Source organism: Ruegeria sp. AP7 (assembly GCF_056539905.1).
The window spans coordinates 186,437-200,556 of sequence record NZ_JBQFVT010000001.1 but is presented as its reverse complement, the minus strand read 5'-3'; the positions used below and the strand labels follow the sequence as shown (position 1 = coordinate 200,556).

At 58.5% G+C, this 14,120-nt stretch carries 15 protein-coding genes and 1 riboswitch; of the genes, 9 read left to right on the top strand and 6 right to left on the bottom strand.

The window, feature by feature from the left end; all coding sequences use genetic code 11:
- Positions 1-8: 8 nt before the first annotated feature.
- From ACR0KN_RS01015 to metZ, 3 genes are all read right to left on the bottom strand, one after another.
- Positions 9-776: a hypothetical protein gene (locus tag ACR0KN_RS01015; RefSeq protein ID WP_480650741.1), complete on the bottom strand. Its 768-nt coding sequence runs from the start codon at positions 774-776 to the stop codon at positions 9-11.
- Between the two features lie 281 nt (positions 777-1,057).
- Complete coding sequence (folE2, locus tag ACR0KN_RS01010) at positions 1,058-2,161, bottom strand: GTP cyclohydrolase FolE2 (protein WP_480650739.1); 1,104 nt, start codon at positions 2,159-2,161, stop codon at positions 1,058-1,060.
- Between the two features lie 181 nt (positions 2,162-2,342).
- Entirely contained in the window at positions 2,343-3,533 is a 1,191-nt protein-coding gene (gene metZ / locus ACR0KN_RS01005; protein WP_480650737.1) for an O-succinylhomoserine sulfhydrylase, read from the bottom strand.
- Between the two features lie 62 nt (positions 3,534-3,595).
- Positions 3,596-3,673, bottom strand: a riboswitch (SAM riboswitch).
- 129 nt (positions 3,674-3,802) lie between these two features.
- On the opposite strand from metZ, the gene ACR0KN_RS01000 reads away from it, so the two are divergent.
- Positions 3,803-4,492 (top strand): glutathione S-transferase N-terminal domain-containing protein, encoded by a 690-nt coding sequence (locus ACR0KN_RS01000; RefSeq protein ID WP_480650735.1) that lies wholly within the window; start codon positions 3,803-3,805, stop codon positions 4,490-4,492.
- A gap of 154 nt (positions 4,493-4,646) precedes the next feature.
- Here ACR0KN_RS01000 and ACR0KN_RS00995 read toward each other — a convergent pair whose 3' ends face one another.
- Complete coding sequence (locus ACR0KN_RS00995) at positions 4,647-4,910, bottom strand: hypothetical protein (RefSeq protein ID WP_480650733.1); 264 nt, start codon at positions 4,908-4,910, stop codon at positions 4,647-4,649.
- A gap of 505 nt (positions 4,911-5,415) precedes the next feature.
- Between ACR0KN_RS00995 and ACR0KN_RS00990 the strand changes: the two genes are divergently transcribed.
- Positions 5,416-5,739 (top strand): 2Fe-2S iron-sulfur cluster-binding protein, encoded by a 324-nt coding sequence (locus ACR0KN_RS00990; protein WP_010439247.1) that lies wholly within the window; start codon positions 5,416-5,418, stop codon positions 5,737-5,739.
- A gap of 17 nt (positions 5,740-5,756) precedes the next feature.
- Positions 5,757-6,461 carry an FG-GAP repeat domain-containing protein gene (locus ACR0KN_RS00985; RefSeq protein WP_480650731.1) on the top strand — a complete coding sequence of 235 codons (705 nt, stop codon included), beginning with the start codon at positions 5,757-5,759 and terminating at the stop codon, positions 6,459-6,461.
- Between the two features lie 106 nt (positions 6,462-6,567).
- Here ACR0KN_RS00985 and purD read toward each other — a convergent pair whose 3' ends face one another.
- Positions 6,568-7,830: a phosphoribosylamine--glycine ligase gene (gene purD, locus ACR0KN_RS00980; protein WP_480650729.1), complete on the bottom strand. Its 1,263-nt coding sequence runs from the start codon at positions 7,828-7,830 to the stop codon at positions 6,568-6,570.
- Positions 7,831-7,904: 74 nt separating this feature from the next.
- Here purD and xseA point away from each other — a divergent pair, with 74 nt between their 5' ends.
- Together xseA and ACR0KN_RS00970 are read left to right on the top strand one after the other, a co-directional pair.
- On the top strand, positions 7,905-9,389 hold the full coding sequence (gene xseA, locus ACR0KN_RS00975; protein WP_480650727.1) for an exodeoxyribonuclease VII large subunit: 1,485 nt from the start codon (positions 7,905-7,907) through the stop codon (positions 9,387-9,389).
- Positions 9,390-9,392: 3 nt separating this feature from the next.
- Positions 9,393-10,040, top strand: a complete 648-nt coding sequence (locus ACR0KN_RS00970; RefSeq protein ID WP_480650725.1) for a glutathione S-transferase family protein — start codon at positions 9,393-9,395, stop codon at positions 10,038-10,040.
- A gap of 2 nt (positions 10,041-10,042) precedes the next feature.
- Here ACR0KN_RS00970 and ACR0KN_RS00965 read toward each other — a convergent pair whose 3' ends face one another.
- On the bottom strand, positions 10,043-10,438 hold the full coding sequence (locus ACR0KN_RS00965) for a hypothetical protein (protein ID WP_480650723.1): 396 nt from the start codon (positions 10,436-10,438) through the stop codon (positions 10,043-10,045).
- A 141-nt stretch (positions 10,439-10,579) separates the two neighbouring features.
- Between ACR0KN_RS00965 and ACR0KN_RS00960 the strand changes: the two genes are divergently transcribed.
- The 4 genes from ACR0KN_RS00960 (at position 10,580) to ACR0KN_RS00945 (ending at position 14,023) form a co-directional block, all read left to right on the top strand.
- Positions 10,580-11,218, top strand: a complete 639-nt coding sequence (locus tag ACR0KN_RS00960; protein ID WP_480650721.1) for a lysoplasmalogenase — start codon at positions 10,580-10,582, stop codon at positions 11,216-11,218.
- 58 nt (positions 11,219-11,276) lie between these two features.
- Positions 11,277-12,413: a signal recognition particle-docking protein FtsY gene (gene ftsY, locus ACR0KN_RS00955; RefSeq protein ID WP_480650719.1), complete on the top strand. Its 1,137-nt coding sequence runs from the start codon at positions 11,277-11,279 to the stop codon at positions 12,411-12,413.
- A gap of 88 nt (positions 12,414-12,501) precedes the next feature.
- A complete protein-coding gene (locus ACR0KN_RS00950; RefSeq protein ID WP_480650717.1) occupies positions 12,502-13,404 on the top strand; it encodes an EamA family transporter in 903 nt (300 codons plus the stop codon).
- A 16-nt stretch (positions 13,405-13,420) separates the two neighbouring features.
- The gene (locus ACR0KN_RS00945) at positions 13,421-14,023 is read left to right on the top strand and encodes an inner membrane-spanning protein YciB (RefSeq protein ID WP_010439223.1); all 603 of its coding nucleotides are present in this window, start codon (positions 13,421-13,423) and stop codon (positions 14,021-14,023) included.
- The last annotated feature ends 97 nt before the right edge of the window (positions 14,024-14,120 follow it).

Genomic DNA, 14,120 nt, shown 5'->3' with positions numbered 1-14,120 from the left:
GGGCGGCGTTAACTGTCGGATTTTGCCTCAGAGCCCGGCATCGCGGGTGGCTTCGACGGGGCGCGAGCACGGCGCGGTGTTGGTTTGACCTGCTCAGCCGATGCAGCTGCGGGTTTCTGCGGCGCAGGCTTTGCAGCGGCAGGTTTCGGAGCCACAGTGGCCTGAGGCGCAGCTTTTGCCGGGGCGGGTTTTGCGGGGGCAGGCTTAGCTGCCGCAGGTGCCTTAGGCGCAGCTTTTGCCGTGTTTGCCGTTGCTTTCGGCGCTGCCGCAACCGGTTGTGCCTTGGCCTGTGCGGAGGATTTGAACTCCGCAACCGGCTTGGCCGCCATTGATACTGGCTTGGCCGCTTTCGAGGCGGGTTTCGCAGGCACCTTGGACTTGGCCGGTGCTGCTTTCACAGCCGGTTTGGCCGCAGGGGTCGCCATAGGAGCAGCGGCCGCAACCTTAGGAGCCGCCGCTTTCGGCACGGGTACCACCGCAGACTTAGCCGCCGCCTTTGGCTTAGGTGCCGCTTTGGTTTTCGGCTCGGCTTTATGCTTTGCTGCAACCTTGGTTTTAGCAGCCGGCCTGACTGGCTTTCGTGTTGCTGGTGTCGCCGCTTTGCGGGCAACCGGTGCGGGTTCCTCGACTGTCTTCAGTCCGTGCAGAGATGTCATCGGCAGATCAAAAGCCGCGCGGGTCATGATCTGCATGATCTCAATCTGACTGGCCATTGCGTAACCGGCCATCCGGATGGCCGCTGCCTGAAACTCAAGCGGTTGAGTAATCGGATTCATTGCATGTCTCTCCTGATAAAACCGAGGCAGCGGGAAAATGAGTAAAAGACCCCACCCGCCCCAATCGTCCGGGCGGATTTGCAGGTTGGCGGTCCAAGGCGTTGCACGTCCCGGCTTCCTTTCGGGCTGCACCATCCGGATTTTGCGGAGGTGCAGCAGCTGCACTCAGGGGCAACCTATCGCAAATTGAGGTGCAGATGCAGCATTATTTGCTGCGTTGCGGCAAAAAAGCGCCCATGCGGGATTTTTGATTGTTTTTCCAGCAGCTTCCCTGGGGTCAATCAGCCCACATGAAACATCGTCGTGAACAAACGCGGGTCCAGGCTGGCCGTTTCGAAGGTTGGACCTTCGGTCAGAATCGATACCGCATCATGGCTGTGCAGGCTTTCCTGATGGCTGGCAATCACGCGGAAATCGCCGACGTGATGATCGGCCTGCAACTCGGCGCAGAACAGACGCGCCGCATCTTCGACGAAAATGGGATTGGCCGCATTCAGCTCAGCAAAGGCCTGTTCATCTTCGCGCTTGACCATCACCTGCGTTTCGGTCGGCACCGCGCGACGGCAGAGCGCGATCAGGTCCTCGAACCACAGGCAATCGGCGTTGCAATCAACCACGACCGAAATCCGCGCGACCGAGCGCTGCGAGTGCGGCGTTGCCAACTGCCCACGTGTGGCGCGTGCGTGTTCGCTAAGTTCCAGTGAACAGGGGCATGTGGACGAATAGACATAGTCGAGATGCATGATCTTTAGACGCTCTCCGCCCCGATCAACCAGTTCCAGCGCGATGTCGTAATACTGGTAACCGGACAATCCCGAACGCAGGCTCTCGATCCGGTCGGGATAGGAAAACCGCATCTGAATCCGCGCATCCAAACTGTCCAGATCGGACAGATAGTCGTTCAGCGCTGCCTCCATCACCTCAAAACTAAAGGTGCGCTCGGCGTGCTTGTAGAAAGACCGCATGATCCGGGACATGTTGATGCCCTTCTTTTCGGCCTCAAGGCTGACAGATCCCGTGACCGAGGTCTCAAGTGTCAGCTCGGCGCCGCTTTTGCGGTGGAACCGGATCGGCAGGCGAAAATTCGAGATGCCGACATGCTGGATCTGCTGCTTCGACCCCCGGATCAGGCTGGACGGCCCGTTCTGCAAATCGGGCAAGGTGGCCCTGTAGTCTACATCTGCCTCAAAGCTTTCGGGATAGTCGCGCGACAAAGCAGGATATTCCGCCTGAGATAGCCCCGGAACAAGCTGCGCCACCGCCGGATCAAGCTGGCTGATTTCGGCCGCCGAGGCCGATTTCGCCCATTCCCGCAGTACCTTTAGCGCTGCGGCGGCCTGATCGTGATCGGGTGTCTCGTTGATGTCGCGCGGATGAATGTTCATTGGCACGGATCCCTTGCTAGGCCGACGGTTATATACCACCGAGGTTTAATTACCAGTCCTGAACGATACGCGCGGGATAGCAGCCCGGATCGAAATTCGAGGCGAGAAATCGTCACATTACAACCAAAAGCGCCGGATCAGGCGGTTCACACCCGCCTGACCATGAATTCCCGGCGCGGCGCTAGCCCTGAGATACCTCCAGCGCGCGCTGGATATCCGCCAGCAGATCCCCGGCATCCTCAAGCCCGACCGACAGGCGGATCAGGCCCGGCGTAATTCCCAACTCATCGCGTTGTTCTTCGCTCAGGCGCTGATGCGTGGTGGTGGCCGGGTGCGTCGCGATCGACTTGGCGTCACCCAAATTGTTCGAGATCACCGGGATCGTGAGCGCATTCAGGAACGCAAACGCTGCGGCTTTGCCGCCCTTGATATCCAGCGATAGAACCGTGCCGCCTTTGCCGCCCAACTGATCCTGCACCAATGCGTTCTGCGGGTGCGTCTTAAGGCCGGGGAACAGTGTCCTCTCTAGTGCGGGATGCCCTTCAAGCGCCTCAGCAATCTTCTGGGCGCTGTCTGCCTGCGCATTCACGCGCAGCGCCATGGTTTCAAGACCTTTGACCATGATCCAGGCGTTAAACGGACTAAGTGCACCGCCGGTGTGTTTCATGTAGGGTTCGACCGTGCCACGGATGAAATCCTTGGTGCCGATGATCACACCGCCCAGCGCGCGGCCCTGCCCGTCAATATGCTTGGTTGCCGAATAGACAACCACATCCGCGCCCTGCTCAATCGCACGCGAGAACACCGGCGTCGAGAATACGTTGTCTACGATTACAACGGCACCAACCGCGTGGGCCAGTTTCGACACACCGGCGATATCGATCACCTCAAGCGTCGGGTTCGACATGGATTCGAAGAATACCGCCTTGGTGTCAGGTCTGAGCGCGGCCTCCCATGCGGCCAGATCGGTACCGTCCACAAACGTCACCTCAACACCAAACCGTGTCAGGATGTTTTCAAGGATATACAGGCAGGACCCAAACAGAGCTTTGGCTGAAACCACATGGTCGCCAGCTTTCAACATCGAAGTCAGCGCACCGTTCACAGCCGCCATGCCCGAGGCGGTGGCAAACGCATCTTCGCCGCCTTCCAAAGCCGCTATACGTTGCTCGAACATCGAAACAGTGGGGTTGCCGTAGCGGGCATAGATGAACTCATCCGGGCCGCTTTCGATAAATCGGGCCTCGGCCTGCTCAGCGTTATCGTAGACAAACCCTTGGGTCAGAAAGATCGCCTCGGAAACCTCATTGTACTGACTGCGACGGATGCCGCCATGGACGGCTTGGGTGCGTTTGTTCCAGCTCTCGCTCATCTCATTCCTTTCAGCCCCGCTTGGGAGGCAAACAAAAAACCCCAGACGCGGCCAAGCGAAAGGGGTCTTTCATCCTGACCTTTTAGCGGTGTTGTTTAGCGTGGCCCGCAATCCGGTAACAAATCGCCACGTGGTAGGCATGCGTTTACGCCCCGTCCCAGGCCTCGTCAAGCCCGTCCCGCTTCGGGTCACGCTTTCGTAAATGGCCCGAGCGCGCTCTTGCCGTTTGCTCAAAAAGCTTCATCATCGCTTCAACCTGAGGAGGCCCCATGATCGATCTGTATTTCTGGCCCACGCCCAACGGCTGGAAGGTGTCCATCGCGCTGGAAGAGATGGAACTGCCCTACAAAACCCACCTGATCAACATCGGCAAAGGCGACCAGTTCGACCCCGAATTCCTGAAGATCTCACCCAACAACCGAATGCCTGCTATCGTCGACCCGGACGGCCCTGACGGTGCACCGGTATCCGTCTTTGAAAGCGGTGCAATCCTGATGTATCTCGCCCGCAAGACTGGGCGGTTCTACGGCAAAACCGAGCGTGACCGGATCGCCGTCGAAGAATGGCTGATGTGGCAAATGGGTGGCGTCGGCCCCATGGCCGGACAGGCGCATCACTTCCTGAAATACGCCCCTCAACTGGACCCACCGCAGGACCTACCCTATCCAAAAGATCGTTACCGCATTGAGGTCGGGCGTCTATACGGCGTTCTGGACAGGCGTCTGGCCGAAAATGAATTTGTTGCGGGCGATTTCTACTCGATCGCCGACATGTCGATCTGGGGCTGGGCGAGCTTGTGGGAGGGTCAGCAGCAGGTACTGGAGGACAAACCGCACTTCACACGCTGGCTGGAGATGATGAGCGCCCGCCCCGGCGTTCAGGCCGGTCGCGCGCTGCATGCCGAGCTGCGTGGGGATCATCGGGGCAGGTCAGCTCAGGGCTTTTTGTTCAAACGATAAGGTTTGTTGACTGCGGCCGCTTTGAAACCAAAGGCTGCCTAAATCGTCTGGCAAAAAGAGCTCAGAACGAAGAAGGAAGTTTTGCGCCTTTCTGTTGACAGCACAAAACGCCACTAAGTTGCCCCCAATCCGGGTATGTCATGAGCCTTGCGGTTTACTGTAGATCAGGACTAGCTGCTTCAGACTTTTGGAACACCAGCAAAGTTATGAAAAGACCGGCTATTAGCATTGTGTGAGCTGCAGCCGTTAGGCCAAAAACAAAATAGCTGCCTACCATGAGCGAAAAGATAGCGCTCCACATCCAGGCCAGCATTTGCATAAGCAAATGGGCAGTGGGAAGGGACTGATTTTTCAAAGGATTCTTAGTTTCATTCATTACTGAATCCCACGTCGATTTAACATTCGATATATTAGTCATTTTTCTACTCCCATTACCTATATTACTAGAGCTCACGGGAAACGCATGGGCGTATCTGGAACCCGCGCTGCCGATGAGTAAAGGTATGGGCCGACAACGCGGGCCGCCGTGAGTGGTAGTACAAAAGATACGCGCCAGCTGCGCTAGTGGACCAATATTGGCTCAGCGCCGCAAAAAGGGTTTAGCGCATTCGAAGTTCTATAACACCTAAGCCGTCTTCATCCCAACGGCAGTTTTGAGCGCCAATCCGCACCGCCACTTCCAACGCTCCTTGGAGATTTGCGGCTACATGCTCCTCTTCACCCGCTTCTGGATTGTCCACTAAATTTGCGTCCTGTTCACAGTCCTGAATTTGCTGTGCTTCGAAATCTCGTATCTCTGACAGAAACCGGAATAAATGTAGCGAATCTCCACGCTCGACATGCAGAGTCGCAATTCCCACTGGAAAGACTTAACTCGCTTCACTAAGGAAGAATTCGACAACCGAAAAAGGAAGACGCACGCAATGGCAAAGATCACCTATGTCGAGCATGGCGGTACCGAACATACAGTCGAGGTCGCCAACGGACTGACAGTCATGGAAGGGGCCCGTGACAACAATATTCCCGGCATTGAGGCCGATTGCGGTGGCGCCTGCGCCTGCTCGACCTGCCATGTCTATGTTCACCCTGACTGGGTCGAGAAAATCCCAGCCAAGGACGACATGGAAGAAGACATGCTGGACTTTGCCTATGAGCCCGACACTGAGCGCTCGCGCCTGACCTGCCAGATCAAGGTCACCGATGCGCTGGACGGGCTGGTTGTCCAGATGCCCGAAAAACAAATCTGATGCCTTCCTGGTCGGTCATGGCCCTAGCAATCGCGCTGGGGATTTGTCCGATCAAAGCTCAGTCACAGCAACCATGGCAGTATGAGCCATTGGAATCGGCGGAATACGCCGAACCCACCGCTCGATACCCGCACGGCGTGCTCGGTGATCAGATCGAATACGGCGCGCTTGTATTGCAATACGCACCCAATTCGGCGCGATACACAATCCGCCTGCCCATGGAACGGGTCTTTGAAGATATTAGGCCGCGTCTTGTCGACATAGACAATGACGGCCGTCGCGAAGCGCTTGTGGTTGAAAGCCATCGTGACAAAGGTGCCCGGCTCGCAATCTACAACGGCGGCGGTCTGATCGCCGCCACCCCCTATATCGGAACCCGGAATCGCTGGCTTGCCCCTATCGGTGCCGCCGACCTCGATGGTGACGGCAATATCGAGATCGCCTATGTCGACCGCCCACACCTCGCTAAAACCCTGCGCATCTGGCGCTTTGAAAACGGCGTCCTGACCGAAATCCAGTCGATCCCCAGCCTCACCAATCACAAAATCGGAGAGGACTTTATCTCGGGCGGCCTACGTCAATGCGACGGTGCCCCAGAGTTAATCGTTGCAAACGCGAACTGGACGCGCATCATCAGCGTCTCATACCAAAACGGCTGGCAAACCGCTGATCTCGGCCCGCTCAATAAACGCGATGACTTGACCGCAGCGCTAAAGTGCTGATCCCGTTTTCATCTGGCCATAAATATCCTGGGGGTGAGGCCAAAGGCCGAGTGGGCAATGCCCCCTACTCGCAATCAATGAAGTCGGGCATAGCCCGGCAAGCAGATCACAGTGCGCGCCAACCGATATCACGGCGATAGAAGCCTTCGGGCCAATCCACGCCTTCTACCATCGCATAGGCCCGGTCCCGCGCCTCTTGCAGTGTTTCCCCGCGTGCGGTCACGTTAAGAACCCGACCGCCTGTTGCCTGAACCTGCCCCTCAGCCACCTTAGTACCCGCATGGAAGACCATGTTCCGGCTGTCCTCGGGCAGGTCCTCCAATCCCTTGATTGCAGTGCCTTTCTCGTAGGTGCCGGGATATCCTTTTGCGGCCATCACGACGGTGATCGCGTGGTCCTCGGCCCAGTTCACGCGCGTCTTACCCAGCCGCCCTTCGGCCGCAGCGTGCATCAGATCCATCGCCTGCGCGCCCAGCCGCATCATCAATACCTGACATTCCGGATCGCCAAAACGCACGTTGTATTCCACCAGCTTGGGCTGACCATCCTTGATCATCAGCCCTGCATAAAGCACACCCTGAAATGGCGTCCCCCGCCGCATCATCTCAGCCACGGTTGGGCGCACGATCTGATCCATCGCACGGGCCTCAATCTCGGCACTCAAAACCGGGGCCGGAGAATACGCACCCATGCCGCCGGTGTTCAGTCCGGTATCCCCCTCGCCCACACGCTTGTGATCCTGAGCCGTGCCAATCGACAGGATATCCTCACCATCACAGAGAACGAAAAGCGAAGCCTCCTCGCCCTCCATGAATTCTTCGATCACAACTTCAGCCCCCGCGCCACCGAAGGCACCGCCGAACATGTCATCAATGGCGTCCAGCGCGGTTTGCTCATCCATTGCAACGATCACGCCCTTCCCGGCAGCCAGACCATCGGCCTTGACCACGATCGGGGCACCCTGCGCGCGGATATAAGCCTTGGCTGGTTCTGCTTCCGTGAACCGGGCATAACCCGCTGTCGGCGCGCCAGATGCGTCACAGATTTCCTTGGTGAAACTTTTTGAGGCCTCCAACCGCGCCGCTTCGGCTGACGGACCAAAGACCAGAACGCCTGCTTCACGCAACCGATCAGCAACCCCCGTCGCCAAAGGAGCCTCAGGGCCGACAATTACGAAATCAATCGCGTTTTCCTCGGCAAAGCTAACCACTGCCCCGCCATTTTCGATATCCAGCGCAGCACAATCTGCGATCTGCGCGATCCCGGCGTTGCCCGGCGCCACAATCAGGCGATCACATTTAGGGTTCTGCATCACCGCCCAGGCAAGGCTGTGTTCGCGCCCGCCGCTGCCGAGAATGAGGATATTCATGAAACGCTCCGATCTGCTTGGCCTTGCCTGCGCGGCGTTCTAAGCTGCGCAGAGATTTGACACAAGGCGCTGAAATGTCCGACCTGCTTGATGACCCGTTTCCGGGCCAAAACACCCCCGAATACACCGTCTCGGACATCTCGGGTGAGGTGAAGCGCACGCTCGAAGGCACGTTTGGCCGAATCCGTGTACGCGGCGAGGTCGGGCGGGTGTTCAAGGCGCGCTCGGGGCATCTCTATTACGACATTAAGGACGACCGGAATGTTCTGGCCTGCACCACGTGGAAAGGGCAGATATCAGGTTTGTCGGTTGTTCCCGAGGAAGGTCTTGAAGTTGTCGTCACCGGACGTCTCACAGCTTTCGGAGCCCAGTCGAAATACAATCTGAACGTCGATGAGGTTGCCGTCGCCGGCCAAGGCGCACTAATGGCATTGCTGGAAAAGCGCAAGAAACAGCTCGAAGCCGAAGGCCTGTTTGCGCCCGAACGCAAGAAACCGCTGCCCTACCTGCCGCAAATCATCGGCGTCGTCACTTCGCCCTCCGGTGCGGTGATCCGAGACATCTTGCATCGGCTGCGCGATCGTTTCCCGCGCAAAGTTCTGATCTGGCCCGTCGCGGTTCAGGGGGCAAACTGCGCCCCTGAAGTGACCCGCGCCATCGAAGGCTTCAATCAACTCACACCGGGCGGGGCCCTCCCGCGACCAGACCTGATTATCGTCGCGCGCGGGGGCGGATCAATCGAGGACCTCTGGGGCTTCAACGAAGAAAGCGTCGCGCGCGCGACTGCAGCGTCAGAAATCCCGTTGATCTCGGCCGTGGGGCACGAGACCGACACCACCCTGATCGACTATGTCTCGGACCGCCGCGCGCCCACGCCAACCGCCGCTGCCGAACTTGCCGTACCGGTCCGCATGGAACTGCTGGCGTGGACCGGAGAACAAGGCGCCCGCCTTTCGCGCGCCTCCACAGATGCCGTGCAACGCCGCAGCCAGCGTCTTCGCGACCTGTCTCGAGCCCTGCCCCGCCCCGATACGCTGCTGGAAAGCCCGCGCCAAAGGCTCGACCAGATATCCGAACGCCTGCCCAACGCGCTGATCCGGGGTGTTCAGAACCGTCGCGTCAAACTGCTCGATAGCGCGGCCCGTCTGCGCCCCTCGACCCTGCGCAGTTTCGTCGAAACCCGCCGAGACCGCTGGCGCAATCTGTCTTCGCGCTTGTCTCTGCGCCCGATCCAGCGCGAGCTGGAAACACGGCGCGATACCCTCAACCGACTGAGCGATCGCCTGAACGCCGCGCAATCCACGCGACTGGACCGCCTACGCCAGCAAATGGAGGCCACCGACCGCCTGCGCGAAACGCTGAGCTACAAGGCGACGCTCGGGCGTGGCTACGCCGTCGTGCGCGCCGACGGGGAAGTCATCACAACCAAAGCACAGGCCGCCGGTCACACGGCACTTGAGATCGAGTTCGCCGATGGTCGCCTCCAAACCGGAACACAGGGCAAAGCATCGACCAAAAAACCCAAACAGGCACCGCCTGATCAGGGATCGTTGTTCTGATCCATGCTGACGATCTGGGGCCGTAAAACATCATCCAATGTTCAGGCGCTCATGTGGTGTGTCGGTGAACTCGATCTGGAGTTCCAGCGCCACGATCTGGGTCATCGCTTTGGCGGATTGGACAGCGCGGCGTTTCAGGCCCTGAACCCAAACCGAACCATTCCGGTTCTAACAGATGGTGACGGCGCACCGCTCTGGGAGACCGGTGCCATCCTGCGGTATCTTGCTACCAGATATGGGAACGAAACTTTCTGGCCATCAGATCCCATTCAGCGCGCACAGATCGACAAATGGGCGGAATGGGCAAAACTAAACGTCGCAATGGCGTTTACCGTCCCGGTATTCTGGCAAGTGGTTCGCACCCCTGCAAAACAGCGGGACGATCAGACAATCCGACAGGCTGTCATCGATCTGGAGTTCAAGCTCACCATAGCGGATACTCTGCTTGCCGACTCACCCTATCTGGCGGGCGATACGTTCACATTGGCCGATATCCAATTCGGCCACGTGCTCTACCGCTACTACGATATCGAAATAAACCGCGCGACGCTCCCGCATCTTAGCAGATACTACGACACGTTAACCGAAAGACCTGCATATAAAAGACATGTCATGATTGGCTACGAAGAGCTAAGGCCACCCGACGCTTGACATCAGACCCCGACCTCCGGCCCGTAGCACAGCATCTCTTCGCCAATATCCTCAGCCTCGTACAGCTCCGTCGCAGTCGGATCACCTTCGAATTGCGCGATCAGCCCGCCGCCGAACTCCGTGAACACCCAGCATTGCGGCGCCAGCTTATCCTCATAGATAAAGCAGATCTGATCTTCCTGCTCGTACCAGACCCCTTCCATGCATTTGCCATCCAGAAATGACCAGATCACACGACGATTAGGAAGATACCGCTCGACCCCATAGGCTTGCCCACCGAACCCGTAAAACAACGTCTTCCCACGGGTATACGCATCGAACTCAGTCGCAGTCAGAGGCGACTGCGCCGCAACGGAATGCGCCACGAAGGTCAGCAGAATCATAATAGCTCTGAACATGTCTTCAGTCTGTCAGATGCTGCTCCCGAGTACCATTCAACCTTTCCGGCTCTGCCAAATCGGCAAGATAACTCAACGTCACGCCTTGATGCACCGCGGTGATCATGGCGATGATTGCCTCAAAAACATCGGGGATGCACCATGACGACACTTCTGTTTTGGATCGCGGGGGCCTGCGCGCTGGCCTACCTGCCACTAACCCCGCGCCCTGCCAGCGCCCTGCGCAGCACGCTGAAAACAGCGTCGGTCGCCCTGCTGGCCGGAATCGCCCTACTGGCAAATGCACCATGGCTTCTGATCCTCGCACTCACCCTCTGCGCCATCGGGGATGCCCTTCTGTCACGCGAAACCGACAGCACATTCATGGCAGGCATCGGTGCATTTGCGGCTGGCCATCTGGCCTATATCGCCCTGTTCCTGAGCCACCCCCTCAGCAACACTGCGTTGATCTTCGATCACCCCGCGATCTTCTGGTCCCTGATCATACTGGGCATCATAATGGCAACTCTGCTCGCCCCACGCGCCGGTGACCTCAGGATCCCCGTCCTTGCCTATATCCCGATCATCCTAGGCATGGGCATAACCGTTCTGTCCCTTCCTGATACTGGTGTAATACGCTGGGCCTTGCCCGCCGCTATGGCCTTCATCGCCTCGGACCTGACCCTTGCGACTGAAAAGTTTCTGCTGCCCGCCAAGCACCCGGCCCTGAAGCTTACGCCCTATCTGGTCTGGCCGCTCTATTGGGGGGCGCAGGCCGGGTTTCTGATCACCTTCACCTGACCCTTTGCAACTGCCTTCAATCCGCATTAGGTGAGGGGAACACCTGCGGAGACCAAAAATGGCGTTTTTCTCAAAGCTCAAGGACAAGCTGTTCAAATCCTCGTCGCGCCTCGAAGAGGGGCTGGATGCGATTGTCGAGGATGGCGGCGAGGAAACCACACCTGACCCCGTGATCCCTGACCCCGAGCCAGAACCGCAACCGGTTCCCGAGGTTCCGGAACCCACGCCCGCGCCGCAACCGGCCGAGCCCCCTGCTCCGATCCCAACTGATCCTACACCGGCGCCTCCACCCCCAGAGATTCCAGAATCCAAGGGTTTGATGGGTCGCCTTTTCGGTCGAAATGAATCCAAGACCGTCGTCCGCCGCACTCTGGACGACGACATGCTGGAACAGCTCGAAGAGCTTCTGATCGCCTCGGACATGGGCGTCGACACCGCCCTGCGCGTTACGTCCAACATGGCCGAGGGGCGCTTTGGCCGCAAACTCTCGACCCAGGAAATCAAACAGCTGCTGGCGCAGGAAGTCGCGCGTGTGATGGACCCTGTGGCCAAACCAATGCCAATCTACCCCAAGCGCCCACAAGTGGTGTTGGTCGTAGGCGTGAACGGCTCGGGCAAAACCACGACCATCGGCAAGCTCGCCAGCCAGTTCAAAGCCGCAGGCAAAAAGGTCGTCATCGCCGCCGGAGACACCTTCCGCGCCGCCGCTGTCGAGCAGCTGCAGGTCTGGGGAGACCGCGCAGGTGTGCCCGTGCTGACCGCCCCCGAAGGCTCCGACCCCGCTTCGCTGGCCTTCGATGCCCTGACCAAAGCGCAAAACGAAGGTGCCGACCTTCTGATGATTGATACAGCAGGCCGCCTGCAAAACCGCGCTGACCTGATGGAGGAACTGGCCAAGATCGTCCGCGTCATCCGCAAGGTTGACGACACGGCCCCGCACAACACCCTGCTGGTACTGGACGCCACCACCGGCCAGAACGCCCTTAGCCAGGTCGAAACCTTCCGCAACCTCGCCGATGTCTCGGGCCTCGTGATGACCAAGCTCGATGGCACAGCCAAAGGCGGCGTATTGGTCGCCCTCGCCGACAAGTTCGGTCTGCCGATCCACGCGATTGGCGTCGGTGAGCAGATTGACGACCTCGCCCCCTTCGACCCCGAAGAATTCGCCGCCGCCCTCACCGGCCTGCAAACCTGATCCGCCCCTTCATCTGGCCAAAAATACCTTCGGGGGGCGTGGGGGGCAGACAGCCCCCCACTCTCTCCGCCCAAGCGAAAGCCCCGATTTGAGCGACTGGCTAATCTCCCTCGAAGGCACCGAAGCAGGCCACCACCTCGCCCTCGCCCTCGCGCTGATGGCGGCCTTCCTGCATGCGGTCTTCGGCGCGCTCCAAAAGGGGCGCCATGACCCGTGGATGTCGCGTGGGGCGATCGATGCCTGCTATTGCCTTATGGCGATGCCCTTCGCCTTTTTCGTTGTCCCATGGCCCGAACCATATATGTGGCCCATCTTTGGCGTCGTTTGGGTGATCCATATCGGCTACAAGGTGCTGCAGGCGTTGGCCTATACCAAAGGCTCCTACACGGTTGTCTATCCTGTCGTCCGCGGTACTGGCCCGCTGTTTACCGTAATCGGGGCCTATATTCTGTTTGGCGAGACATTCACAGGTGTTCAATGGCTGGGTGTGGCCACTTTGCTGGCAGGTATCTTCGGACTCGCCGCCTATAACCTGCGCTATCTTGAGACCAATCGTGACACGCTACATATCGCGCTGGTACTGGCGCTTGCCACTGGCCTCTTTGTCGCGCTCTATACGACCTATGACGCCTACGGCATACGCGCCACAGCCGACCCGTTCACCTTCCTCGCGTGGTTCTTCATGATCGACGGAGCCGCCATGCCGATTTACGCCGCGCTTCGATACCGTGCCATGATTCAACGACCAGCACTCGGCCCCCTGATGCTACGCGGTTTTGTCGGCGGTATCGTCGCACCGCTGTCTTTTGGTGCGGTCATGTTGGCCACGCGGCTCGACAAGGTCGGAGAAGCCGCCGTCCTGCGCGAAACCTCAACCGTCTTCGCCGCGCTCATCGGTTGGCTAGTGCTAAAAGAAACCGTCGGCCCCAGGCGCATTGCGTTAATGGCATTGATTGCACTCGGTGCCGTAATAGTTGAAATGGGCGGGTAAGCAGTAGGTTGGAATCATGGCAGAGAAAAAAGACATCAACCCTTTCCTCAAACAGGTTCTGGAACTTGGGCCTCCGCTAGCCTTCTTCTTCATCTACCTGCGCCTGCGTGATGACAATTTCGTGATCGGTGGCACCGAGTATTCGGGCTTTATCGTCGCCACCATCCTGTTCGTACCGCTGATGCTCGCCGCAATGGGCATCCTCTGGTACCTGACCGGCAAGCTCAGCCGCATGCAGATTTTCACTGCGTTCATGGTGATTTTCTTCGGTGGCCTTACTGCCTGGTTCAATGACGAGCGGTTTTTCAAGATGAAAACAACGCTGGTCTATGGCTTCTTTTCCGCCATCCTTGGGATCGGTCTTTTGCAGGGAAAGTCCTACCTGGCTTACGTTCTGGACGAAATGCTGCCCATGCGTGACGAAGGCTGGATGATCTTGACGCGCCGACTCTGTGCCTGTTTTGCGGTGCTTGCGGTCGCCAATGAACTGGTCTGGAGAACAATGTCGACCGACCTTTGGGTCAAGATCGAAACCTTCGGCTTTCCCATCGCGCTGATGGCGTTCCTGATGATGCAGTTCAGCATGCTGCAACGCTATATGGATGACCCGGATCAGTAAGCGTTCGGATCACTCAGCGTTAATATCTGATGAATTTTCTTGGCTTAGAACGCAAGCTGTGGAAAGCTGGGGCACCACCCGCACCACTCAACTCCGG